Genomic DNA, 24,006 nt, shown 5'->3' on the forward strand with positions numbered 1-24,006 from the left:
ACTCCCCCTGACCAAGGTCACCACGGGGACGACGGTGGCAGAATGCGCCCCGTGCGGGCGTCGGTGAAAATACGTAACCCCGCTCACCGGCGAAAGGTCCCCGCGATGGCTGAACCGGCAGAGTCCGATGCCCTGGTGCGTAAACGCGGCGGGTGGGCGCGCACCGTGCCCACCCTGGAGGGGCACCGGGTCACGACGTTCGAGCTGTTCTTCGATCTCGTCTACGTCTTCGCGGTCACCCGGATCACCGGGTACATGGCGCACGAGCACTCCGCGCACGGTGTCGTGCAGGGCATGCTGCTGCTCGCCCTGCTCTGGTGGACCTGGTCCGCCTACACCTGGCTCGGCAACCAGGCGCGCGCGGACGAAGGGCTGTTGCGGGCCGGGATGGGTACGGCGATGGCGGCCATGTTCGTCGTCGCGCTCACCGTCCCCGAGGCCTGGCACGACATGGACGGCGGGCTCTACGGACCCGTGGTGCTGGTCGGCGCCTATCTGGTCGTCCGCTGTATCCACCTGGTCGTCTACAGCGCCGCCGCGACCGCCGTCCAGGACAGCGGGCTGCGCCACCAGGTCGCCGTCGCCTGGCCGCCGCTGCTGCTCAGCGCGGCGCTGCTGGTCACCGGGGCGCTGGTGGGCGGCCGGGTGCAGACGCTGCTGTTCGCGTGCGCGCTGGCCGTGGACTGGGGCATCGTCTACCTCACCTCGCGGCGCGGCAACTGGCGGGTGCACAGCGCCAGTCACTGGTCGGAGCGGTACGGGCTGTTCATGATCCTGGCCATCGGGGAGTCCATCGCCGCGATCGGCGTCGGTGCCGCCCAGCACCCCGTCAGCACCCAGCTCATCATCGGCGCCGCCCTCGGCATCGCCATCGCGATCGGCCTGTGGTGGCTGTACTTCGACATCCTCGCCCTGGAGGCCGAACACCGGCTCTCCCGCGTACGCGGCCGACCGCGCGCCCGGCTGGCCCTGGTGGCGTACTCGTACGTCCACTACGTGATCGTCGCCGGGATCGTGCTGACGGCACTCGGCATCGAGGGCGTCCTCGAACACGCCGAGGAAGGCAAGGGGCTCGGCGGGTTCTACGCCACGGCGCTGTGCGGCGGGGCCGCGCTGTACCTGGCCGGGCTGCTGCTGTTCAAGGGGCTGACCGGGATCGGGCTGAGCGTTCCCCGGCTGGTGGCGGCCCTGCTGCTGCTCGCCCTCATCCCCGCCCTGGCCGCCCTCCCGCCGCTCGCGGGGCTGGGCGGCGTGGCGGTGGTGCTGGCCGGGCTGATCATGGTGGAGGGCGCGCGGTACGCGGAGGTACGACGCGAACTCCGGGGCGCCTAAAGGGTTTCCGGGACCCCTACCGGCTTCCCTGGCGCGTCACGGTTGTCATGGACCCAGGCCGCCAGCTGGGAACGGGACGTCAGGCCCAGCTTGGTGAGGACGCGGCCCACATGCGTCTCCGCCGTGCGGCGGGCTATCACCAGCGTGGCGGCTATCTCGGCGTTGGCCAGGCCCGCCGCCACCAGGTCCGCGACCTCCCGCTCCCGACGGGTGAGGGACGTGCGCGCGTACGGCTCCGGGGGCGGGGTGGTGGGCGCGGGTTCCTCGAGTACGTAGGTGAGGGCGTCGGCGAGGGAGAGGGCCGCGCCCCGGCGCAGGGCGCGGTCGAAGTCCCGTGGGGACAGGGCCGCGCGGGTGTCCCGCTCGCACCGGTCGTGCGACACCCGCATGAAGGGCGCCACGAAGAAGGTCCCGCCGACCGACTCCCACAGCGTGCGCAGGACACCGAGGAGACACGCGGCGCGCTCCGGATCCGCGCCGTCCGCCGCGCTCCACGCCAGCACCTCCACGCACAGGGCGATGCCCCAGCGGTCACCGAGCGGGCGCAACAGCCGTACGGCGTCCCGCGCGAGGGCGTCGGCGCGGCACCGGTCGCCCGTCTGACGGCGGACCAGTGACTCCGCGAAGAGGGCGTCCGCGCGGGTCCAGGACTCGCCGTGCGCCGCGGTGATCTCCTGGCTCTCGCGGCACAGGGCGAGGGCGAGGTCGGTGTGGCCGAGCAGCGTCTCCACGATGGCCCGCTTGAACGTGCACTCGGCCACGCCGGTGAGATCACCGGCCGCCCGGTGCCGGGCCACGGCCTCCGCCAGCAGTGCGGTGCCCCGCTCCGGTTCGCCGCCGAAGAACGCCAGCAGGGCGCGGTGGTGCCGGGCCCACGCCAGCGCGGAGGCGTCCTGGAGACGCTCCGCCAGCGCCTCGTACTCCTCGACCGCCGCCGCGCCCGCGCCCTGCAGCACGCCGAGGTAGGCGTAGGTGCCCAGGGCTGCGAGGCGGGTGGGCTCGTCCTCGCCGGTGTCCAGCAGCCGCGCCAGCCAGTGGCGGCCCTCGCTGAGCGCGCCGTGGCTGATCCAGTAGTGGTGGGGCAGCGACGCCAGCTCCCGCCCCGCGCCCTGCTCACCGGGGGTGCTGAGACAGAAGTCCAGCGCCGCGCGGAGGTTGGCGTGGTCCCGCCGCAGCCGGGTCAGCCAGGGGATCTGCCCGGGGCCGAACCACTCCCGCTGGGCGCGGCGGACGAGGTCCAGACAGTGGTCACGGTGACGGCGGCGGTGGACGGCGAGGGCGTCAGGGCGGGCTCCCGGCTCCGCCCTGCCCTCGGGGCCCCCGGCGCGGGACCCGGCCCCCACCAACCGCCCCTGCCCGTACTCCCGCACCGTCTCCAGCATCCGGTACCGCGCCCGACCGTCCTCCTCCCCGGCCGGGCTCCGCGTGAGCACCGACTTCTCCACCAGGGCGTGCACGAGGTCGGCCACCGCGGACCGCGCCAGATCGGCCCCGGAGCACACCGCCTCCGCCGCCTCCAGATCGAAGCCACCGGCGAAGACGGAGGCGCGCGCCCAGAGGGTGCGCTCCTGGGGGGAGCAGAGGTCGTAGCTCCAGTCCATCAGCTCGCGCAGGGTCCGCTGCCGGGGCGGCGCCGCGCGGCTGCCGCCGGTGAGGACGGCGAAACGGTCGTCGAGGCGGTCGAGGAGTTCCCCCGGGGTGAGGGTGCGCATCCGGGCCGCCGCCAGTTCCAGGGCGAGGGGCAGCCCGTCGAGGCGGTGCAGCAGGCGGCCGACGGCGGCGGCGTTGTCCCCGTCGATACGGAAGCCGGGCAGCACGGCCGCCGCCCGCTGCTCGAAGAGGATCGCGGAGTGGCAGCCGCTGAGTTCGGCGGCCGTCGGGGCGTGGTCGGGGGACGGCACCGGGAACGGGGCCACCTCGTAGGTCTGTTCGCCCGTGATGCCGAGGACGTGTCGGCTGGTGGCCAGCGCGCGCAGGCCGGGCGCGGCGCGCAGCAGGGCGTCCAGCGCGGTCGCGCACTCGGTGGCGAGGTGCTCGCAGTTGTCGACGACCAGCAGGACGCGTCGGCCGCCGAGGTGTTCGGCGAGCACGTCGAGAGTGAGGGGGGCGCTCTGGTCGCGCAGGCCCAGCGCGGCGGCCACGGTCTCCACCAGCAGTCCGGGGTCGCGCAGCCCGGCGAGTTCGACGACGTGGATCCCGTCCCGGAAGGCACGGGTGAGGGTGGCGGCCACCTGGTGGGCCAGCCGCGTCTTGCCCACGCCCCCGACGCCGGTCAGCGTCACCAGACGGGACGCGGACAGCAGCCCGCGCACATCGGCCAGTTCGCCGCGCCGTCCGACGAAGGGCGTCAGCTCGGCCGGTAACCCGCGCGCCCTCCCCGACGGCTCCGCAGCTCGCATGCGCCCCAACCTAGAGGACCCCATCGCCCGGCTCACGCCCCCATGTGCAGATGCGCGGCCCACACCGTCGGGTGCGCCGGATACCGGTCGCGGACCATCCGGAGCGCGGCGTGCACGCTGGCGCCGGTGCGGGTGGCGTCGTGGCCGAAGGCGGTGAGGTGGGCGTAGACGCGCTCGGCGATGTCCACGGCGACGGAGTCGTTGACCTGCCAGAGGGTGCCGACGACCTGCGGGAATCCGGCGAGTTGGAAGGCGGTGGCGACGTGCAGGGCCTCGTCGGCGAGGTCGCCGCGGGTGACGGCGGTGCTGCACGCGGAGAGGTAGGCGAACTCGGAGGTCTCCAGGCGCAGCCGGGAGATCGCCAGCACGCTGAGCGGGTCGGTGGCGTGGTCGTGGACCAGCAGTCGGCTGCGGTAGGGGTCCTCGGGGTCCGCGCCCGCGTGGCAGGCGAAGTGCGCCCAGGGGTAGGCGGAAAGGCGGGTGAGGACGGCCCGGCAGGTGGCCTCCGCACCGACGAGGCGCTCGGCGTCCGGGAGGAAGCGGGCCAGGCGCTGCAACTCGGCCTCGGCGCCCGGCAGGTCGGCCTGTCCGGGGGTCCGTGGCATGGCGACGGCGAGCATCGGGGGGCGACCGGTTCGCCCGGTGGCGGCGGTCTGCCGGGCACGGGCGTGGGACAGGGCGCGCACGGTGGGGGTGTACGAGGAGGCGACGCGGTCCATGACCGTGGCGCGCGGTGTCCGAAGGTGGCGGCCCGCGGCGTGCAGCGGGAAGTGGGTCAGGGGGCCACAGGGGATCCACCACAGGCGGGGCGCGTCGGCGGGGTTCTTCGGGAGGGGGCCGGTGAGGCCGAGCCGGTCCAGGACGGGTGCCGCCACCGCGTCCCACAGCCACGGCAGCAGGTCCCCCGCCAGGGCGGCGTCGCCGGTGCCGCCGTCGAGGAGGACGCGCAGGTCCGTGAGGCGGTCGTGGACGGTGCCGGGGTCCAGGCCCGGCAGCTCGCACACCTCGACCCCGGCCGTGGTCAGGACCAGCGCGTCGCTGCGGTACCGGCTGACGTTGACCATGACGATCGGCCCGGCGTGCGCCTCGGCGGCGAGCCGCGCGGCGCGGGGCGGCAGCAGGAACCCCGCCAGTCCGGGCAGGGCGCGGACGCGGTCGAGCAGGGCGTCGAGTTCCTGGGCGAGCCCGCGGCGCAGGTCGGGGTCGTCCTCGTCGGTCTCCTGCCCGGCGGTGGAGTCGTCCAGCCGGGCACACAGGTGCGCGAAGCGGTCCGCGAGGTCCGGGGCGCGGTCGCGCAGTTCGGTGAGGTCGGTACGGGACTCCAGGGCCTGCGCCAGCAGCACGCCGCGCCCCATCTCCAGTACCTCGACGGCCTGTTCGGGGCGTCCGGCGGCCAGTGCGCAGGCCGCCGCGTCGCTCGCCAGCCGGGAGTACTCCGCCATCCAGCGGGCCGCGTCCGCCCGTACGAGACTCCGGGCCGCCAGCCGGGGCAGCAGCCGGACGCCGAGCGCCAGGGCGTCCGCCGCCTCGGCGGGCCGTCCGGCCGCCATGGCCAGCTCGGCCCAGTCGCGGGCGGCGGAGATCCGGATCCCGGTGCGGGCGGTGGGCCGGGACGCCGCGGCCCGCAGCAGGCCGGTCGCCTCCTCGTGGGCCCCGGCCGTGCGCAGCGACAGCGCGAGGTTGACCTCGCACTGTGCCCGCGCGAGGTGGTCCTCGCCGGTCCCGGCGACGGCGGCCCGGCCCACCGCGATCGCCTCGGCCAGCGCGTCGGCGTCGCGGGTGAGGTCGTAGCAGAACCGCAGGGTGTTGCCGAGGTTGGTCAGCGCGGCGGCCCGGTGGCGGCCAGCGCCGTCGGCGAGGCGGGCCATCTCGCGCTCCAGGCCGAGGGCGCGCCGCACGTCGTCGAGGTCGTCGGTGTGCCGGGCCCTGGTCTTCAGGACGACGGCGAGGTTGGCCAGGTGCATCCAGCGGTCGGGGTGGCCCTCGGGCGTCGCCGCCAGCGCCTGGGTGGCGAGGGTCACCGCGCGGTGCAGCGCGTCCGGGTCCCCGGTCCGCTGGTGGCGTTCCTTGAGCATGTCCACGAGGGTGGAGCGGTAGCGCGGCCCGTCGGGGTGGTCGGCCGGGGTGGCCCGTACGACGGTGTCGGCGGTGTCGACGGCCTCGTCCAGGGCGGTCAGATCGCCGGTGCGGGCGGCGATCGTCAGGAGCATGCCGCCGAGGTTGTGGAGGGCGGCGAGCTGGGTGGGCGTACCGGCGGGCGCGGCATCGACCGCGCGGCGCATCAGGGCGATCGCCTCCTCCAGGTCGCCGGGGTCGCCGGTGCGCTCGAAGCGCTGCCGGAGCAGCACGGTGGCGTTGACCAGGACCGCCGCGGGGGCCTGCGTGCCGGGCGGTACGGCCTTCAGCGCGGCGGTGCTCAGCCGCAGGGCCTCGTCCAGCAGGCCGGGGTCGTCGGTGCGTTCGTGGAGCATGCGCAGGGAGTCGGCCAGGCCGCCCAGGGCGATGTACCGCTTGTCGTCGGTGTCCGTCTGCTCGAGGACCGCCGCCCGCCCGGCGCCGACGGCCTCCCGCAGGGCGTCGAGGTCGCCGGTGCCGGTGAAGCGGACGCGCAGCGCCTCGGCGAGGTTGTGCAGGGACATCGTCCGGTCCTGGCTGGCGGGGGGCGAGTGCCGTACCGCGCGGCGGGCGGTGGTGACGGCCTCCTCGATGGCGGCGGGTTCCCCGGTGTGCTCGTAGAGCCGCTGCCAGGCCATGCCGAGGACGCGCAGGCGCCCCGGTGACGCGAGGTCGGTCACGGCGTGGCGCGCGGCGGCGATCGTGAGCCGGGCGGTGTGCGCGTCGGCGCCGTCGTCCAGTCTGAGCGCCAGCACTTGCAGCAGGTCCTCCCAGGTCGGCGTGCGCCCCGGCGCGTACGGGCCGCCGGACGCCGCCCCGCACGACCGGCGCACCGGCTCCGGCACGGGGAGGGCGGGCGCGCACAGGGCGACCAGGGTGAGCAGGGCCGCCGCCGTCCGCATCTCCGGCACCGCGCGCTCGTCGGCGAGGGCGATGCCCCGCTGCCAGTGCAGTTGCCCGACGAGATGGCAGGTCTCGACGACGTCCGCCGTACGCGCCGTGTGGCGGAACAGCTCCTCCGCCTCGCTCAGGGCGTCGTCCCCGAGCAGCCCGTACGGCCCGGCCGAACCCCCGGCACGGGACCGGACGGCCACGACCCACCGCTCACGCGTCTCCCGCATCCACAGCCCCCAACTCCCCGGTTCTCACCCGAACGATACGGTCCGCCCCCTAGCGTGACGGCATGACGGATCTTGTCGAGGCCCTGTCCGGCGCCATCCACGAGACGGCCGAGGAACTGATGCGCGAGCACGGCGCCTGCCTCCGCCCCCAGGTCCACATCCTGGCCGAGGACATGGACCAGCCGTACATCGGCTTCATCACCTGCCGCCCCTTCTACCGTGGCGCGGACGCGGCGACCGCGCTGACCGGCCTCGGGCTGTTCCCGTCGGTGCTGATGGCGACGCGCCTCCTCGTCGCCTGGGACGACCGCGATCTGCGCACCGGCCTGGAGATGCCGGGCGAGCCCTACGCGAACGGCCTGGTCGTCCTCGACGCGAGCCTCGAGGAACACACCCTGAACTGGCACCCGTACGATTTCGAGGTGCTCGGCGACACCCCGCACGGGCTGACCGCGATCGAACCGCTGTGGGGCACCCCCGCCCGCTTCGAGAACGTGAGCCTGCTCGCCCCGGTCGCCGAACTACTCTCCCTCTGGCGGGAGTTCCGCCACGAGGACATCCAGGAGACGGCGATCGAACTGCAACGCGCGGGCTACGAACTCGACATGGTCAGCCGCTGAACGCCCCTGACAGGAGGTCCGACCGGTGGACAGCACACGCGGACGGGTGGGTGTGTACGTCGCCCACCCGCGCCCGGACAGTTTCAACCACGCGCTGTTCGCGGCGGTGACCGACGAACTGCGCGGCCTCGGCTGCGAGGTGGTCGCCCACGACCTGTACGCGGAGGGGTTCCCGCCGCTGCTGTCGGCGGCGGAGACGGACACGGTCGGGGCCACGGCGGGGGCCGCCGACCCGCTGGTGGCCCGGCACCGGGCGGAGGTCGCCGGGTTCGACGCGCTGGTCCTCGTGCACCCCAACTGGTGGGGCATGCCGCCCGCCGTCCTCACCGGCTGGGTGCAGCGGGTCCTCGTCCCCGGCGTCGCCTACAAGCTGGGCACGGCGGACGGCGAGCCCGCGGGCCTGCTCAAGGCGGGCCGGGCGCTGGTCCTGAACACCTCCGACACCCCGGCCGACCGGGAGGAGCGGGAGTTCGGCGACCCGTTGCAGCGCGTCTGGGCGGCCTGCGTGCTGCCGTACGTCGGGGTGACGGACGTACGGCGGAAGGTCTTTCGCACGGTGACGGACTCGGCGGCGGAGACGCGCGAGGAGTGGCTGCGGGAGGCGCGCGGGCTGGCGGCGGCGCTGGTGGGGTGAGCCGAGCCGACGGGGCCGATACGGGTCCTCGGTTCCGCGTCGTGCACTACCGTGCCGACGTGGAACGGGACGCGGGTGCGGATGTGGACGCGGATGCGGGTGCGGGTGCGGACGCGGGTGCGGATGTGGACGCGGATGTGGACGCGGATGCGGATCTCTTCTCCGACCGGAACGCCCTGCTGGTCGGGACCGGGCGGCGGGCGCCGAGCGGGCGGGAGCGGGGCGCGCTGGGTGACGGCCTGGCGGGGAGGCTGCCCTTCGTCCTGGCGTGACTAGTCGTTGACCACCAGCGCCGGAGTCCCCGTCGTCAGTACCTCGCCGCGGAAGAACGCCGGGCTGCGGCGGCGCATGACCGCCATGATGACCAGGCCCAGCAGGAGCAGGCCGACGCCGATGACGAAGACCGAGCCGACGCCGAGGACGGCGGAGCCGCTGCCGTAGGCCGGGTCCCACATGTCGTAGAGGGTCTTGGCGAAGACCGCCGTGAGGAGGATGCCGCCGAGGACCGGGAAGACGCCCTTGAAGAGGGTGTCGCGCGGGGAGCGGGTCAGTTCGGCGCGGAAGTACCAGGCGCAGGCGAAGGCGGTCAGCGCGTAGTAGAAGCAGATCATCAGGCCTAGGGCGTAGATCGTGTCGATCAGGACGTGTTCGCTGACCAGGGTCATGACCGTGTAGAAGACGCCCGTCGCGACGCCCGCCGCCACCGTGGCGCGGCCCGGGGTCCTGAAGCGCTCGTGGACGCGGGCGTACGACGCGGGCAGCGCCTCGTACGTCGACATCGCGAGGACCGTGCGCGCCACCGGGATGAAGGTGGTCTGGAGGCTGGCCGTGGCCGAGGCGAGGACGGCGACGAAGAGGAGGATGCCGAGGGTCTCGCCCATGACGGGGCCCGCCAGGGCCGCGAAGACGTTGTCCGAGGTCTCCGGGTTGGCGAGGCCCAGGCCCGCGCCGCCGCTGCCGACGGCCAGCTGCGCGGCCACACCGGTCAGCAGGTAGGAGCCGACCAGGACGACCATGGCGATGAGCGCGGCGCGGCCCGGCGTGCGGTCGCTGCCGACGGTCTCCTCGTTGGTGGTGAGACAGGCGTCCCAGCCCCAGTACATGAAGATCGACAGGGAGAGGCCCGCGCTGAAGGCGGCGAACGACCCCACCTCGAACGGGTTCAGCCAGGACCAGGAGAAGTCCACGCCGCCGGGGAGCACGGCGTCCGGGCCGCTCGCCTTGTTCAGCGCCATCGCGACGAACAGCGCCAGCACCAGGAGCTGGAGGCCGACGAGCGCGTACTGGACGCCCTTCGTCGTCGTCATGCCGCGGTAGCTGATCGCCGTCGCCACCGCGATGAGGAGCAGACAGGTGCCGATGTGCACGGCCTTGTTGCCGTCCAGGGCCGCGACCGACTCGCTGCCCGTGACCTCGCCCGCCAGCAGCCAGAAGTACGACGTCGCCACGCCCGCCAGGTTCGACAGCACGATCACCGTGGCGATCACCAGGCCCCAGCCGCACATCCAGCCGACGTGCGGGCCGAACGCCTTGACCGTCCAGGTGAAGGAGGTGCCACAGTCCGGCACGGCCCGGTTCAGCTCCCGGTAGGCGAAGGCGACCAGCAGCATCGGCAGGAAGCCCGCGAGGAAGATGGCGGGCATCTGCAGGCCGACCTCGCCCGCGGTGGAGCCGAGCGTGGAGGTGAGGCAGTACACCGGGGCGACGGTGGACACACCGATGACCGCGCTGCCGAGCAGGCCGACGGAGTTGCCACCGAGGCCCTTGCCGCGCACGTCCTGCGTCTTGTCATCGGCCCGGGGCGGCCGTATCGCCGTGTGTGTCATGACACGGGACAGTAAGTGCTGCGATTTCCATGGATTTGGGTCGACCGGATGCAGGCCAGCAGCTCATCGCACCTTATATTCACTGGGCACATCGGCAAAATTCCCATTGATTTCATGGGCGTGAAGGCGCTCCGACCGAGCGGCGCAAGGTCATCCGGCGAACGCGGCGGGTACGGGAACCGCAGGCCGGTCCGGAATGTCCGGTTCCGAATTTGCTGCGTGACCTGCGTCACGGTGGAGTGCCGTCGGCGGGGGGCGCGGTGGTGGGCGCCCCGCCATGACAGCCGTGGGGGATACGACAGCTGCGGGCACCCGGCGGGCCCCTCCCGCCGACGGCACCACCAGCCTGCCCCGCCGCGCGGGTCGGCACAGCACGGGCCGCGGAAGATCCGTACACCTACTTCCGGCGAGCGTCGGACACCTAGGTACCTGTCGGACACCCAGATGCTGCCGGACACCCAGATGCCGTCGGACACCCAGATGCTGCCGGACGCCCAGGTACTGCCGGACGTAGGTACTGCCGGACGCCCAGGCACTACGGTCCCGCCACCGCCGGTATCTCCGTCCGCGAGGCGATCCCCAGCTTGGCCAGGATGTGCTCGACGTGGGCGTCCACCGTGCGCTTGGAGATGACGAGGCGCCCGGCGATCTCCCGGTTGGACAGACCGCGCGCCACCAGCGCCGCGACCTCCCGCTCCCGCCGGGTCAGGCTCGCCACCGTCCGGGACCGGGCGGGCGGCGCGGCGGGCGGCGGCGCCGGTGCCCCGGCGGGGACGGCGTCGGCGTCCGCGCGCACCGCCTCCAGCACCTGCCGCCCCGACATCCGCGCCCCCACCTCCCGCCACCGCTCGAACTCCGCGTCGCCGAGCGCCGCCCGCACCGAGCGCTGCACCGCCTCCTGCTCATCCAGCAGCCTCGGCAGCATGGCCACCGGGTCGCCCGCGAGCCGCCGGGCGTGTTCGGCGTAGCCCAGCAGCCAGCAGGCCCGCACCTGGCGTCCGCGCCGGGCCGCGTCCCAGGCGAGGCCGAGGCAGGCCAGCGCCGCCACCAGCACCTCCCCGACCTCACCGGCCGCCTCCAGGGCCCGCCGGAACGGTTCGGCGCTCTCCCCGTGGTCGCCGGAGAGCCAGCGGACCATGCCCTCCACGGTGAGCGTGGAGGCGTACAGCTGGCACTCGCCGGTGCCCTCCAGGTGGGCGAGCCCGGTCTCGCACAGCTTCAGCGCCCCGGCCGGATCGCCGAGCACGGCCCGCAGCAGGGCGCCCTCGTAGTGGACGACGCCGATGCCGAGCCCGTCCCCGGCGGCGACGATCCGCAGCCGGGCCCGCTCCAGCGCCGCCAGACCGCCGTCGACGTCCCCGCCGAGGGCCCGCATGGCGCCGAGATAGGCGTCCGCGAACAGCTCCACGCGCCGCTCCCCGACCCGCACCGCCACCTCGCGCGCCCGCGGGAAGCTCTCCAGCGCGGCCGTGAGATCCGCCGTCCACACCCCGAGCACGCCGGTCATGAACAGCCCCCAGGCCCGCTGCGGGCAGTCCTGCGGGGTGCGGTCCAGGCCCTTGCCGATCCAGTACCGGCCCTCGGAGATGGTGCCCGCCGCCCGCCAGTACGGCCCCAGCCGAGCCGCCAGCCACAGCGCGTCCGGCGCGGTCTCCGGCGCCGCGAGGCCGTGCTCCAGGGCCGCCCGCAGATCCGCGATGTCCTCGCGCACGGCCCGGTGCAGCGCGACCTGCGCCCCGCTGAGCAGCCCGTCCCAGAACCGGGCGCCGAGTTCCGCGTAGTGGGCGAAGTGCCGCAGCCGTACCGGGCCGCCCGCGTCCGGTGTGTCCGCCAGGTGCCCGGCGCCGTACTCCCGGAGGGTGTCGAGCATGCGGTAGCGCCCCCGGCCGCCGTCCTCGCCCACCCGCCGCACGACCGACTTGTCCACCAGCCCGATCAGCGCCTCCACCACCTGCCCGGCGGGCAGCGCGCCGTCCGCGCACACCCGCTCGGCCGCCGCCAGCCCGAAGGACCCGGCGAACACCGACAGCCGCGCCCACAGCAGCCGCTCCCGCGGGGTGCACAGGTCGTGGGACCAGTCGATCGCCGTACGCAGCGTCTGGTGCCGGGTCAGTACGGTGCGACGGCCGCCGGTGAGCACCTCGAACCGGCTCTCCAGCCGGTCCACCAGCTCCGCCAGCGGCACCGCCCGCAGCCGTACCGCCGCCAGCTCCAGCGCCAGCGGGATGCCGTCGAGCCGGTCGACGAGGGCGAGCACCCGCTCCCGGTCGGGGCCGGTCGCCCCGGCGTCGCCGGTGACCGCCGCCGCGCGCTGGAGGAACAGGTCGGCGGCGTCCTCGCCGGGCAGCGGGGCGAGCGGCACACAGTGCTCGCCGGGGACGTCCAGGGGCTGACGGCTGGTCGCGAGGACGCTCAGCCCGGCGGCCTCGCGCAGCAGGATGTCGCAGAGCATGGCGCACGCGTCGACGAGGTGCTCACAGGTGTCCAGCACCAGCAGCAGCCCCCGTCCGCGCAGATGCTCCACCACCGCGTCCAACGGGGTCATCCCCGACTGCTCCGGCAGCTCCAGCACCCCCGCCAGCGTCGCCGGGACCAGCTCCGGGTCGTGCAGCCCGGACAGCTCGACCAGCCGCACCCCGTCCGCGAACCGGCCCCGCTCCGCCAGCGCGCCCGCCGCCCGCAGCGCCGTACGGCTTTTCCCGACCCCGCCCGGACCGACCAGCGTCACCAGCCTCGACTGCTCCAGCGCGGCGCCGAGCAGGGCGAGTTCCTCACCGCGGCCGACGAAGCTGGTCAGATCCACGGGGAGCTGCCCGCCCCGCCGCTGCCCGAAGCCGTACCCCATGCGTCCCCCGTTGTCGTCCATCCGGTCATCACAGCGTAGGCAGTCGGTTCCCGAGCGTGAACGGGGCGGTCGTCCCGCGCGCGAGTGAACGACCGGCGGACGGGGGCGCGTGGTGCTCGACGTGCGGTGGGCGGCGCGCGGGACTTCACTGGAGTAAGCGGACGGCGGGAGGCGAGATGGCCGGTCACAGGGTGGTGGCGGGTACGACGGTGGCGGCGGCGGTGCTCGCGGGCGCGGTGCTGACCGGCTGCGGGGCCGACGGCGACGAGGACACCCCCGCCGAGTCGGTCAGCGAGGCCGCGTCCGCCGTGGAGTCGGCCGCGTCGAACGCCGCGGACGTCTGGGCCTCGGCGACGGCGGAGGCGGGGCGGAGGCTGGACGAGATCCGGGAGGGCATCGACGTCAAGAAGGACGTCCGGCTCGGCGCGCCCACGGAGGACAACGGCCGGACCACCGTCGAGATCACCGTCCACAACACCGCCGACTCCCGGAAGTCCTTCGCGGTGCAGGTCGACTTCACCGGCAGCGACGGCGGGTTCCTCGACACCGTCGTCGTCCATGTATCCGACGTACCGGCCGGGGGCACACAGACGGCCACCGCCCGCAGTACCCATGACCTGTCCGGTGAGGTGAAGGCGGAGACGGTGAGGGCGGTGCGGTTCTGATGGTCGTGGCGGACGTGGCGGACGTGGCGGGCCCCTGATGGTCGTGGAGGACGGGACGTCGGTCTGCTTCACCGAGCGGGACTACGCCGCCCGGATGGCCAGGGCCGCCCGGGACGCCGTCGACGCCGGGCTCGCCGGGCTGCTGCTGACGACCGGGAGCGTGGACCTCGTGCGGCTGTGCGGTCACCGGCCCCGCCCGGACTCCGGCCGCCTCACCCTCCTGGTCGTCGTCCCCGAGGCGGAACCCCGGCTCCTGGTGCCGGTGACCGAGCGCCCCGCCGCGGAGGCGTCCCCGGGCGCGGGCGCCGTGCGGATCACCGACTGGCGCGACGGCGAGAACCCGTACGCGGCCGCCGCCGGTCTGCTGCGCCCCAGCGGCCACTACGGCGTGTGCGAGGTGACCTGGGCCCTGCACCTGACCGGCCTGCGCGAGGCCCTGCCGCTCGCCGCCTACCGGCCGCTGGCCGTGGCGCTGCCGCTGCTGCGCGCGGTGAAGGACGACCACGAGGTGGCCCGGATGGCCGCCGCGGGAGCCGCCGCCGACGCCGTCTACGAGGAGATCCTCGACGCCCGCTTCGCCGGGCGGCGGGAGACGGACGTGGCCGCCGAGCTGGCCCGGCTGCTGCGGGCGCACGGGCACAGCCGCGTCGACGTCACCGTGGTGGGCTCCGGGCCCAACGGCGCCGACCCCCGGCACACCGCCGGGGACCGGGTCATCGAGCCCGGCGACATGGTCGTCCTCGGCTTCGGCGGCCTGAAGGACGGCTACGGCTCCGACACCACCCGCACCGTCCACGTGGGCGAGCCCACCCCCGAGGAGCGGGCGGTCCACGAGGTGGTCCGCGCCGCCCACCGGGCCGCCGCGGCGGCGGTGCGCCCCGGCGTGCCCTGCCACGAGGTGGACCGCGCGGCCCGCACGGTCATCGAGGAGGCGGGCTACGGCACCTACCGCACCCCCCGCACCGGCCACGGCATCGGCATCACCATCGACGAACCCCCCTACCTCACGGAGGAGGAACCGCTCCCCCTGGCATCGGGGATGTGCCTGGCCATCGAGCCCTCCCTGCGCCTGCCCGGCCGTTTCGGCGTCCGCCTCGAGTCCACCCTGACCTGCACGGAGACCGGCGCCTGCCCACTGAGCAGGGCGTCACAGGAGCTGGCGGTGGTCGCCTGAGGCGCTCTCAGGCCAGCCATGCGGTGGTGTCCGGCCCCAGCAGCCCGCCGTCGGCCAGCGGGCGACTGCTGAGCAGCACCTCCCCCGCGGGCAGCGGTACGGCCGTGTCCGACAGGTTGGTGACACAGCGCCAGCCGTCGTGGCGGGCGAAGTGCAGGACGCCGGACGGGGTGTCGTCCAGCCAGGTCAGGGTCTCGCCGTCGAGCAGCTTGCGGCGCAGCTTCAGCGCGGCGCGGTACAGCTCCAGGGTCGAGCCCTCCGTCCCGTCCTGCGCCTGCACGGCGTACGCCGCGAACCACTCCGGCTGCGGCAGCCACGCACGCCCCGGCCCGAAGCCGTACGACGGTCCGCTCGTCGTCCAGGGCAGCGGCACCCGGCAGCCGTCGCGGCCCTTGCGGACCCGGCCCGTCTGTTCCCAGATCGGGTCCTGGAGCACCTCGGTGGGCAGGTCGGCGACCTCGGGGAGGCCGAGTTCCTCGCCCTGGTAGAGGTACGACGAGCCGGGCAGCGCCAGCATCAGCAGCGTCGCGGCCCGGGCCCGGCGCAGGCCCGCCGCCTCGTCGAGCGCGGGTGCGTGGCCGCCGGACAGCAGCCAGGCGTTGTCGTCGGTGCCGGGCGGCAGGAGGAGGCGGGAGGCGTGGCGTACGACGTCGTGGTTGGAGAGCACCCAGGTGGCGGAGGCCCCGGCGGCGCGGGCGTCGGCGAGGGAGGCGGTGATCAGCCCGCGCAGCTCCTCCGCGTCCCAAGCCGCCTGGAGGTACTCGAAGTTGAAGGCCTGGCCGAGTTCGTCGGGGCGGGCGTAGAGGGTGCGGCGGGCGCCGGGGACCCAGGCCTCGGCGACGGCGGTGCGGGGTGGGGCGTAGGTGTCGAGGATCTTCCGCCAGTCGCGGTAGATCTCGTGGACCTCGTCGCGGTCGTAGAAGGGGTGGGTGCCGGGAGCGAAGTCGGCGAGGGCGGCCTCGGAGGAGAGTTCGGGGGCGCCGAGGTCGCGCAGCGGTTCGTCGAGGTCCTTGGCGAGGGCGTGGGCGACGTCGACGCGGAAGCCGTCGACGCCCCGGTCCGACCAGAACCGCAGGGTGGTGCGAAAGTCGGCGCGGACCTCGTCGTTCGCCCAGTTCAGGTCGGGCTGTTCGGGGGCGAACAGATGCAGGTACCACTGCCCGTCGGGGACGCGCTGCCAGGCACTGCCGCCGAAGACGGACTGCCAGTCGGTGGGCGGGAGTTCCCCGTGCGGGCCGCGCCCCTCGCGGAAGACATAGCGGTCGCGGGCGGCGGACCCGGGCCCGGCGCGCAGCGCCTCCTGGAACCAGACGTGCTGGTGGGAGGTGTGGTTGGGGACCAGGTCGACGATGACCTTCAGACCGAGGCGGTGGGCCTCGGCGGCCAGGGCGTCGAAGTCGTCGAGGGTGCCGAGGCGGGGGTCGACATCGCGGTGGTCGGCGACGTCGTAGCCGCCGTCGGCGAGTTCGGAGGGGTAGAAGGGGCTCAGCCACAGGGCGTCCACGCCGAGGGCGGCGAGGTGGGTGAGGCGCTGGGTGATGCCCTTGAGGTCGCCGAGCCCGTCGCCGTCGGCGTCGGCGAAGCTGCGGGGGTAGACCTGGTAGATGACGGACTGGCGCCACCAGTCGGGGTTCTTGGGGGAGAGGTCGGGGGTCCGTGCGGTCACGCGATCGTTCTCCTTCTCGCTGCGGTGTTCGTACGGGGGCGACGCGTGGGGGCGACTGGTGAAACCCTGTCCACATCGCCGGAAAAGTGAACATCGGTACCGTGCGGAAGAGATCGCTCCCAATGTGGCGGATGTGTGCCCGAGCCTTGCCGGAACAGTGAACTCGACCACCGTTAGCGCAGGTTGACAGGTAGTCCGCGCCCCGACGACGATGGTCACCGCTGTGACCCATGTGACCAATGGGCCCAGCATTTCTCAGACCACTCATGCCCGGCCCGACCAGCCGAGCCGCAGCCGCGACCGCAGCCGTGCCTGCCCTTCCGTTGCTGCTCCCCGCTGCCGTCGCCCGGGTCCTGCACTACTTTCAGATGGGATCCGCATGTCCATAGCGAGACGTGTCACCGTGCGACGCCTGCTGGGGACGGGCGCCGCGACCCTCGCCCTCTGCGCCGCCTCCGCGTCCGCCACCGCCTGGGCCACCGGCTCGCACGGCGGCGGCGACGGCTGGGGGTCCGGCGGCAGCTACAAGCCCGGCACCGGCGCGGGCACGGAGACCGCCACCGACCGCTGCCAGTTCTCGCTCGACGGCACCACCTTCCACGACTCGGTCAAGGTCGACGACCAGAACCTCAAGCCCGGCACCGACGGCAAGGTCCACATCACCGTCCGCGCCGCCGGTGACGCCACCACCTGCACCGCCTCGCTCGCCTCCTACCTCGCCCACGGCGCCACCTTCGCCACCTCCGGCGAGCAGGTCTTCGTCGACTTCGACACGGTGACCGTCAAGCCCGGCGCGACCGACACCCTCGACATCGCGGTGCCCGACGCGGGCTGCTTCGCGCAGATCGACCTGTACCGGGGCGCGGTCAAGTTCGACGGTGAGCTGGACGCGAACGACGGCTTCGAGCACGGTGAGCTGCCCAAGGGTCCGGACCGGCCGGTCATCAAGGACAAGCTGATCGCCGCGTGGAACGGCGGTACGAAGGACTGCGCGACCGAGCCGTCGACCGAGCCGTCCACCCCGGCCGAGGAGGAGGGCACGCCGACGCCGACCCCGACCCCGACCGAGGACACCCCGGCGGAGGAGACCCCCGCCGAGGAGGGCACGCCGAGCCCGGTCCCGACGGAGGACGGCGAGGACACCCCGTCCCCCGCCGCCAGCGAGTCCAGCGCCGCCCCCGCCCCCAGCACCAACGGCGGCGACGGCGACCTCGCGGAGACCGGCGCGAGCAGCACCACCGGCCCGATCGCGATCGGCGCGGCGGTACTGCTGGCGGGCGGCGCGGGCATCGTGGTGGCCACGCGGCGCCGCAAGGCGGCGGCACGCGGCTGAGGCCTCGTCCGCCGGGGCTGGCGCCCCGGACCCTTCCGGCTGGGGCCGAAGAGTGGACCTACACCCCTTCGACCGCCTTCAGCCACAACCGCACGTAGCGCTCCACGTCCACCCCGAGCGCCACATCCACGAGGGCCTGCTCCCGCACCCCCTCGTGGATCTCGGCCTCACCGGCCCGTGGGCGGCGGTCGACGACCGTCTGCCCACGGGCGGCCCCCGGCGCCAGGACCACCTCCACGGGCAGCGTCTCGGTGGTCAGCCCCGCCGGATCGACGACCGCGCAGACCGCGCCCGCGTCACCGAGTCCGCCGCCGGGGGTGGGATCGCCGGAGGTGGCCGGATCGCGGTGGGCCAGCAGCTCACCGGCCAGCCGCAGACTCGGCTCCGCACTGCCCCGCAGCCGCTGGACGTCCGCGCCGTCCACGACGACCTGCCGGAACACATCGAGGCCGTACATGGTCATCGGCACCCCCGAGGTGAGCAGGACCGCCGCCGCCTCCGGGTCGTGCCACACGTTGAACTCCGCGACGGGCGTGGCGTTCCCGCCCGCCACCGCGCCCCCCATGAACACGATCCGCTCGATGTTGCGCACCACCTCCGGGTGGGTCCGCAGCAGCAGCGCGATATTGGTGAGCGGCGCGGTCGGGATCAGGGTCACCGGCCGCGGCGAGGCGAGGATCTCCCGCCGCAGCAGGGTCACCGCGTCCACGTCGACCGGCACCCGGGTCGGCGCGGGCAGCCCCAAATCGCCCATGCCGTCCGCCCCGTGCACATGCCGCGCCGCCCGCACCGGCTCGATCAACGGCCGCTCGGCGCCGCGCGCGACGGGGATGCCGGGCGCCCCGGCCTGCTCCAGCACGGTGAGGGTGTTGCGGACGACGCCGTCGACGTCGGTGTTCCCGGCGACGCAGGTGACGGCGCGCAGGTCGAGGTCCGGGTGCCGGACGGCGAACAGCAGGGCCAGGGCGTCGTCGACGCCAGTGTCACAGTCGATGATCACAGGGATGGGCTGACCGGTCACGCGGGGCTCCTCTCCACGGCTACGGCACCGACCCTACGCAGCGCGGCCCTCGTCCGGCCGCTCACCCGGACGGCCCGTCGCACTGGTGCCCGAGCGATGACGGTGGTGCCGTGTGATCAGGCAACTGATCGGCACCCCAGTCCCAGTGGAGCCCCGATGACCCGACCCCCGGCCGCCGTCCGCGCCCCGCTGGCCGCCGTGCTGCTGCCCGTGCTGCTGGCCACGGGCGCCTGCTCCGCCCTCGCGGACCCGCCCACGGCGACCGCCCCCGAGGTGGCCGCCTCCACCCCCGCCTCCCCCGCGGCCCGGCCGTCCGCGCCCGCGGCCCCGGCCACCGCACCGGGCCTGAGCACGGCGCAGGCCCGCGCCGCCCTGATCACGGAGGCCGACCTGGGCGCCCCCTGGGTCCCCACCGAAGGCGCCGCCACCTGGCGGGACGGCTACCTGAAGGCGAAGACCACGGCGGGCACCCCCGCCGACTGCCAACGCCTCCTCGACGGCCTCTACGCCGATGAACTCCTCGGCGCCCCGCCGCGCGCCGTGGTCGGCCTGGACGACAGCTACACCGGGGCCCAGCTGCGCTACCAGGTCACCGCGCAACGCCCCGCCGCCGTCGACCGGACCCTGACCTGGCTGTCGAAGCTGCCGAAGACGTGCGCGGAGTTCACGGCGACGACCGCGAGCGGCGCCACGGAGCACGTCCAGGTCTACGACGCCGCCCTGCCGGACGCCGGGGACGCCCGACAGGGCCTGCGCCTCACGGTCACCCCGGAGGGGGCGGAAGAGGCGGCCACCCTCACCCTGGACGTCGCCGCCGTACGGGTCGGGGACGACGCGCTCGCCCTCACCAACGGCGGTCTGGACGTCGTATGGTCCGAGATCACCCAGGCGGTGACCGAACTGGGCGCCGAGCGGCTGGCGGCGGTGCGCAAGCAGGGCCGGGCGGAGGTGTGAGCGCCCTGGCCCTTCACAGCTCGTCGAACCGCCTCCGGTTCGTCACCACGTCATGCGCCGCCGTCGCCACCGTGCTGCCCCGCGCGAACGCGTGCGCCCGCAGCCGCGCCAGCGCCTCGTCCGCGCCCACCCCCAGCTGGGCCATGATCATGCCGGTGGCCTGGTAGACCTCGTCGTGGTCGGCGGCCAGCTCGCCCAGCCACGGCCCGCCGTTCTCCTCCCGCAACGGCAGCTCCGTCAGCGCCACCGTCATGACCTTGGCCACGACCTGCGCGGTGTGCAGTTCACGGACGCCGAGTTCGCCGGGGACGTCGCGATACAGGTCGAGGGTGCCCAGACAGCGGCTCCCCGTGCCGAGCGGCAGGGCGTACACCGCCCGGACCCCGGCCTCGGTGGCCTGCTGGGCGTAGACCGGCCAGCGGTGCGCGTCCGGTCCGGACGTCAGGTCGGGGGCGAGCACGGGCGCGCCGGTGCGGGCGGCGTACAGGCAGGGGCCGTCGCCCAGGGTGGCCTGGATCTCCATCAGATACGCCGCCCGGGGGTCGCTCGCGCTCAACGGCACCGGCATGCGGTCCCCGCACAGCGACACGCTCGCGCCGGAGACCGGCAGCACCCGCGCGGCGACCTGGCACAGCCGCTGCGGCACCTGCGCGGGCTCGGCGCCCCGCACGCCGTCCGCGATGGCGTCGAAGGGGTCGTCACCCGACCCTCCGGGCTCCTCACCGAGCCGCACGCTCCCGCCCTCCTCGGCTGATCGACCTGCCGTCTCCCCGGTGGGTCCGGACGGACGCGCCCGAAGCGGAACGGGGACAGGTAACGGCCCGCGGGAGCGCACCCGCCCGGAAACGAGGCCCGACTACCCCTGCCCGGCGACCCGAAACCGCCGCGCGCCGGGGCTCCAGAGCCCCCTCACATACGGCGCTTCGTCACCGCTTCTCGTACGGGTTCGCCGGTTCGGTCACCGTCTTCACACCCACCGCGTCCAGCACGGGCGGCCACGCGTCCTCATCCCCCAGCGCGCCCTCGGGGTGCCAGGTCCCGGTGACGGTGACCCAGGTGTCATCGGCCGGTGCCGCCACCCCCAGCACCCGCACCTTGCCGGTGGTGGCGTCGGCGGCACAACAGGCGACGCTGAGCCGCGTGAGATACCAGGTCCGGCCCTCCTCCCCACGGGTAACGAACCCCGTCATACGAACAACACGACCGCTCAGCGACCGCTCGCGGTCGTAGATCGCCCGGGACGCGAACTCCCCGAGGGTCAGATCGACCGGATCAGCGTCGGGCAACTCGGGAAACGTCCCCACCCCCCGCGCGGCCCGCTGAGCCGCCTCGCGCTCGGCGCTGTAGGAGCCGAGGGCGGGCGGCGGAAAGAGCAGGAGAGCGAGGGCGGGAAGAACGAGAAGCCAGGCGACACGCCCCCCGTGCCCGTGATGGCACGGCTCCTCCCGTCCCCCAAGCCTCACGACCACCACCATGACCACCCCCAGCAACACCAGCGCTCCGCCGGACACGACGAGGTAGGGCCGCAACGAGGGCTGGACGTACCGCAGGTACAGCTCGCTGAAGAGGGAGATCCGCAGCACGGCGCCCCCCACGAGAAGCAGCACCACCGGAGCCCCGTACCGACGACCACTCACAGCAGCCACCACCCCACCACCGCACTGCTCACCACGACCACTCACAGCAGCCACCACCCCACCACCGCACTGCTCACCACGGCCACCACCCACGTCACCGACGAGAACCGCAGCGCGAAGGCGCGCCCGAAGGTCCCCGTCTGGAGGGCGACGAGCTTCAGGTCCACCATCGGCCCGACGACCATGAAGGCCAGCCGCGCGGTGGGCGAGAACCCGCTCAACGAGGCCGCCACGAACGCGTCGGCCTCACTGCACACGCACAGCACCACGGCGAGCACGGCCAGCAGCAGCACCGACAGCCAGGGCGAGTCGGTGAACAGGTCCAGCGCCGCACGGGGCACGACGCTGTTGAAGGTGGCGGCAGCCGCCGCCCCGACGACGAGAAACCCGCCAGCATGCAGAAAGTCGTGCTGAAGCCCGACGACGAAGGCCCCCGCCCCGCCGTTGGCGTCGTCCCGCCGGGGCCGCTGAGGCAGCCGCAGCCACCGCTCCTTCCCGAACCGGGCCCACAGCCACCCCATCACCACGGCCGTGACCAGCGAGGCCACGAACCGCCCCGCGACCATCTCCGGCTGCCCCGGAAAGGCGATCGACGTCGCGACCAGCACCACCGGATTGATGGCGGGCGCGGAGAGCAGAAACGCCAGCGCGGCGGCCGGAGCGACCCCGCGCCGCATCAGACTGCCCGCCACGGGCACGGAGGCACACTCACACCCCGGCAACACGACTCCGGCGGCCCCGGCAACGGGAACCGCGAGAGCCGGACTCCGGGGCAACAGCCTCTTGAAGACCCGCTGGGGCACGAAGGCCCCGATGGCCGCGGACACGACGGTACCGAGCAGCAGAAAGGGCACGCCCTGCACCGTGATCGCCGTGAACACGGTCCACCACGCGGCAACCGGCGGCGTGTACAGCTCCAGCGCCACCATCGGCCCCAGCACGGACCCCACGGTCACGATGGCGAGGAGCGCGCCCCCGCCCACGCCCGCGTAGACAACCGCCCGCACCCCGACCCGAAGTCCGTCCCCCACCACCCGCAGATCCGCCACACGCCCACCTTGCCGCCGTCCCGTCCGGGGCAGGCTAGCCGGTGGGGCTGGGAGTGGGCTGTGGGAGGGGCCGCGGCGAACCCCGAAGTGTGCGGCCCTTACAGCGGGGGCTGTGCCGGGGCCGGTCCCAGGGTCGTGTGGCCCGGGGCCGTGCGGTGGCCCAGTCCCGTGCGGTAGGCGTCGAGGGCCGCCTCCACCCGCCCCGTCCGCCGGAACAGGTCCCCCAGCAGGCGGCACAGGTCGGCGAGGTCGGCCGCCGCGCCCGCGCGTTCCAGGAGGCTGAGGGCGCGGACGTAGTGCTCCTCGGCGGCGTCGGTGTCGCGGGCGTCCTCGGCGATGATGCCGAGGAGGCGGTGCGCGGCGGCGGAGTGCAGGGCGCCGCGTTCCGGGCTGAGGTCGGTGAGGACCTCGTGGAGCAGGGCGGCGGCCTCGACGGACTTGCCGCGCCGGTGCAGTACGTCGGCGAGTTCGACGGTGGCCTGGCTGTGGTAGAGGGCGGCGCGCTTGGCGGAGAGCATGCGGCGGGCCTCGCGCAGTTCCTCCTCGGCGCGTTCGTAGGCGCCGTTCTGGGCGTGGAGGTAGCCGCGCATCCAGTGGCAGTTGGCGAGTTCGGTGCGGATCTGGAGGCGGCGGTACAGCTCCGCCGCCTTGGCCAGGGACGCGTCGGCCTCCGCCATCCGGCCCTCGGCGATCATCGTGCGGGCGACCGAGCGGTGCATCCGGGCGACCAGCGCGGGGTCGCCCGACTCCGGGGCCAGGGCCAGGGCCAGTTCGGCCGCCTGCGCGGCGCGCGCGTGGGCGCCCATGTCCATGTACGGGGCGATGACACCGCTGTAGAGCAGCAGCAGCGCGTCCGGGTCGTGCATGCCCGTGCGGTTCAGTTCGTCCAGCGTCGATTCGAACAGGTAGCAGGAGTAGCGGAGTTCACCGGCCAGGTAGTGGGCCACCGCCCGGCCGCGGCGGGCCGGGACCCGGGCGGGCAGCGGCGCGTCCTCGCCCAGCCGCTCCTCCGCCTCCGCGAACCGCCGCTGGGCGGTCTCCAGATCCCCCGTCTCCAGGGCGCACTCACCCAGCCCGAGCAGCGCGTCCGCCTGCTCGGCGCGCAGCCCGTGCCGGTCGGCGTCGACGAGCAGTTCGGTGAACTCCGCGTCGGCGGTCTCCGTCTCGCCGGTGGCGAGGGTGCGCTGCGCGCCGGTGAGTCGTAGTCGTAGCTCCGTGGCGAAACCCGTCGGCCGCCCGGTGGCCAGTTCCTCGTACCCGACGCCCAGCCGCTCGGCGATGTGCCGCAGGGCGGGCTCGGAGGGCCGCACCCGTCCGGCCTCCAGGGTGGAGATGTACGCGGGCGTGTAGGCGGGCTCGGCCAACTGCCTCTGGGTCAGCCCGAGTTCCGTCCGCAGTTGCTGCACCCTGCGCCCGATGATCTGCGGGTCGTCACGCTCGGCCATGCGGTAAGCATGCCAGTAAGGCGACTTAAGCCGATCGTTTTACTTGAACTCCCCAAACATGTCTTGCGGTTGCCGCGTCGAGCCCCTACGTTAAGCGGCACGTTAAACCCGCTTAATCACTCGCTGTCACCCCCTTTCCGGCAGCGAGCGCCGTCACCCGCTGCCGTCGC

18 protein-coding genes are annotated in these 24,006 nt (G+C 74.2%); 8 read left to right on the forward strand and 10 right to left on the reverse strand.

Annotated features, from left to right (window positions below; all coding sequences use genetic code 11):
- Positions 1-105 precede the first annotated feature (105 nt).
- Complete coding sequence (locus ACFVQG_RS09660) at positions 106-1,332, forward strand: low temperature requirement protein A (protein WP_383378759.1); 1,227 nt, start codon at positions 106-108, stop codon at positions 1,330-1,332.
- Here ACFVQG_RS09660 and ACFVQG_RS09665 read toward each other — a convergent pair.
- Together ACFVQG_RS09665 and ACFVQG_RS09670 are read right to left on the reverse strand one after the other, a co-directional pair.
- Positions 1,329-3,731, reverse strand: coding sequence for an ATP-binding protein (locus ACFVQG_RS09665; RefSeq protein WP_383378761.1), 2,403 nt, complete (start codon positions 3,729-3,731; stop codon positions 1,329-1,331). The genes ACFVQG_RS09660 and ACFVQG_RS09665 overlap by 4 nt on opposite strands.
- 32 nt (positions 3,732-3,763) lie before the next feature.
- Positions 3,764-6,967, reverse strand: coding sequence for a CHAT domain-containing protein (locus ACFVQG_RS09670; RefSeq protein ID WP_383378763.1), 3,204 nt, complete (start codon positions 6,965-6,967; stop codon positions 3,764-3,766).
- A gap of 62 nt (positions 6,968-7,029) precedes the next feature.
- Between ACFVQG_RS09670 and ACFVQG_RS09675 the strand changes: the two genes are divergently transcribed.
- From ACFVQG_RS09675 to ACFVQG_RS09685, 3 genes are read left to right on the forward strand one after another with little or no spacing between them, the layout of a single operon-like run.
- Positions 7,030-7,587, forward strand: coding sequence for a hypothetical protein (locus tag ACFVQG_RS09675; protein ID WP_383378765.1), 558 nt, complete (start codon positions 7,030-7,032; stop codon positions 7,585-7,587).
- Positions 7,588-7,612: 25 nt separating this feature from the next.
- Positions 7,613-8,221, forward strand: coding sequence for an NAD(P)H-dependent oxidoreductase (locus tag ACFVQG_RS09680; protein WP_383378767.1), 609 nt, complete (start codon positions 7,613-7,615; stop codon positions 8,219-8,221).
- Between the two features lie 59 nt (positions 8,222-8,280).
- On the forward strand, positions 8,281-8,493 hold the full coding sequence (locus ACFVQG_RS09685; RefSeq protein WP_383378769.1) for a hypothetical protein: 213 nt from the start codon (positions 8,281-8,283) through the stop codon (positions 8,491-8,493).
- Here the strand turns inward: ACFVQG_RS09685 and ACFVQG_RS09690 are convergent, their stop codons facing one another.
- Together ACFVQG_RS09690 and ACFVQG_RS09695 are read right to left on the reverse strand one after the other, a co-directional pair.
- Positions 8,494-10,047, reverse strand: coding sequence for an APC family permease (locus ACFVQG_RS09690; RefSeq protein ID WP_383378771.1), 1,554 nt, complete (start codon positions 10,045-10,047; stop codon positions 8,494-8,496).
- Positions 10,048-10,582: 535 nt separating this feature from the next.
- Positions 10,583-12,892, reverse strand: a complete 2,310-nt coding sequence (locus ACFVQG_RS09695) for a LuxR C-terminal-related transcriptional regulator (RefSeq protein WP_383379748.1) — start codon at positions 12,890-12,892, stop codon at positions 10,583-10,585.
- A 176-nt stretch (positions 12,893-13,068) separates the two neighbouring features.
- Here ACFVQG_RS09695 and ACFVQG_RS09700 point away from each other — a divergent pair, with 176 nt between their 5' ends.
- Entirely contained in the window at positions 13,069-13,557 is a 489-nt protein-coding gene (locus ACFVQG_RS09700) for a hypothetical protein (RefSeq protein WP_383378773.1), read from the forward strand.
- 37 nt (positions 13,558-13,594) lie between these two features.
- Complete coding sequence (locus ACFVQG_RS09705; protein WP_383378775.1) at positions 13,595-14,731, forward strand: M24 family metallopeptidase; 1,137 nt, start codon at positions 13,595-13,597, stop codon at positions 14,729-14,731.
- Positions 14,732-14,738: 7 nt separating this feature from the next.
- On the opposite strand, the gene ACFVQG_RS09710 is transcribed toward ACFVQG_RS09705, so the two are convergent.
- The gene (locus ACFVQG_RS09710; RefSeq protein WP_383378777.1) at positions 14,739-16,397 is read right to left on the reverse strand and encodes a glycoside hydrolase family 13 protein; all 1,659 of its coding nucleotides are present in this window, start codon (positions 16,395-16,397) and stop codon (positions 14,739-14,741) included.
- Positions 16,398-16,776: 379 nt separating this feature from the next.
- Here ACFVQG_RS09710 and ACFVQG_RS09715 point away from each other — a divergent pair, with 379 nt between their 5' ends.
- Complete coding sequence (locus tag ACFVQG_RS09715) at positions 16,777-17,730, forward strand: LAETG motif-containing sortase-dependent surface protein (protein WP_383378779.1); 954 nt, start codon at positions 16,777-16,779, stop codon at positions 17,728-17,730.
- 58 nt (positions 17,731-17,788) lie between these two features.
- On the opposite strand, the gene ACFVQG_RS09720 is transcribed toward ACFVQG_RS09715, so the two are convergent.
- Positions 17,789-18,751, reverse strand: coding sequence for a nucleoside hydrolase (locus ACFVQG_RS09720; RefSeq protein ID WP_383378781.1), 963 nt, complete (start codon positions 18,749-18,751; stop codon positions 17,789-17,791).
- A 156-nt stretch (positions 18,752-18,907) separates the two neighbouring features.
- Here ACFVQG_RS09720 and ACFVQG_RS09725 point away from each other — a divergent pair, with 156 nt between their 5' ends.
- Positions 18,908-19,705, forward strand: coding sequence for a hypothetical protein (locus ACFVQG_RS09725; protein WP_383378783.1), 798 nt, complete (start codon positions 18,908-18,910; stop codon positions 19,703-19,705).
- Between the two features lie 13 nt (positions 19,706-19,718).
- Here ACFVQG_RS09725 and ACFVQG_RS09730 read toward each other — a convergent pair whose 3' ends face one another.
- From ACFVQG_RS09730 to ACFVQG_RS09745, 4 genes are all read right to left on the reverse strand, one after another.
- On the reverse strand, positions 19,719-20,438 hold the full coding sequence (locus ACFVQG_RS09730; RefSeq protein ID WP_383378785.1) for a GAF and ANTAR domain-containing protein: 720 nt from the start codon (positions 20,436-20,438) through the stop codon (positions 19,719-19,721).
- Between the two features lie 193 nt (positions 20,439-20,631).
- On the reverse strand, positions 20,632-21,312 hold the full coding sequence (locus ACFVQG_RS09735; protein ID WP_383378787.1) for a TIGR03943 family putative permease subunit: 681 nt from the start codon (positions 21,310-21,312) through the stop codon (positions 20,632-20,634).
- Between the two features lie 71 nt (positions 21,313-21,383).
- Entirely contained in the window at positions 21,384-22,391 is a 1,008-nt protein-coding gene (locus ACFVQG_RS09740) for a permease (RefSeq protein WP_383378789.1), read from the reverse strand.
- Positions 22,392-22,489: 98 nt separating this feature from the next.
- Positions 22,490-23,836, reverse strand: coding sequence for a helix-turn-helix domain-containing protein (locus ACFVQG_RS09745; protein WP_383378791.1), 1,347 nt, complete (start codon positions 23,834-23,836; stop codon positions 22,490-22,492).
- Positions 23,837-24,006 lie beyond the last annotated feature (170 nt).

The sequence above is a fragment of the Streptomyces sp. NPDC057877 genome (genome assembly GCF_042796855.1).
GTDB lineage: Bacteria > Actinomycetota > Actinomycetes > Streptomycetales > Streptomycetaceae > Streptomyces.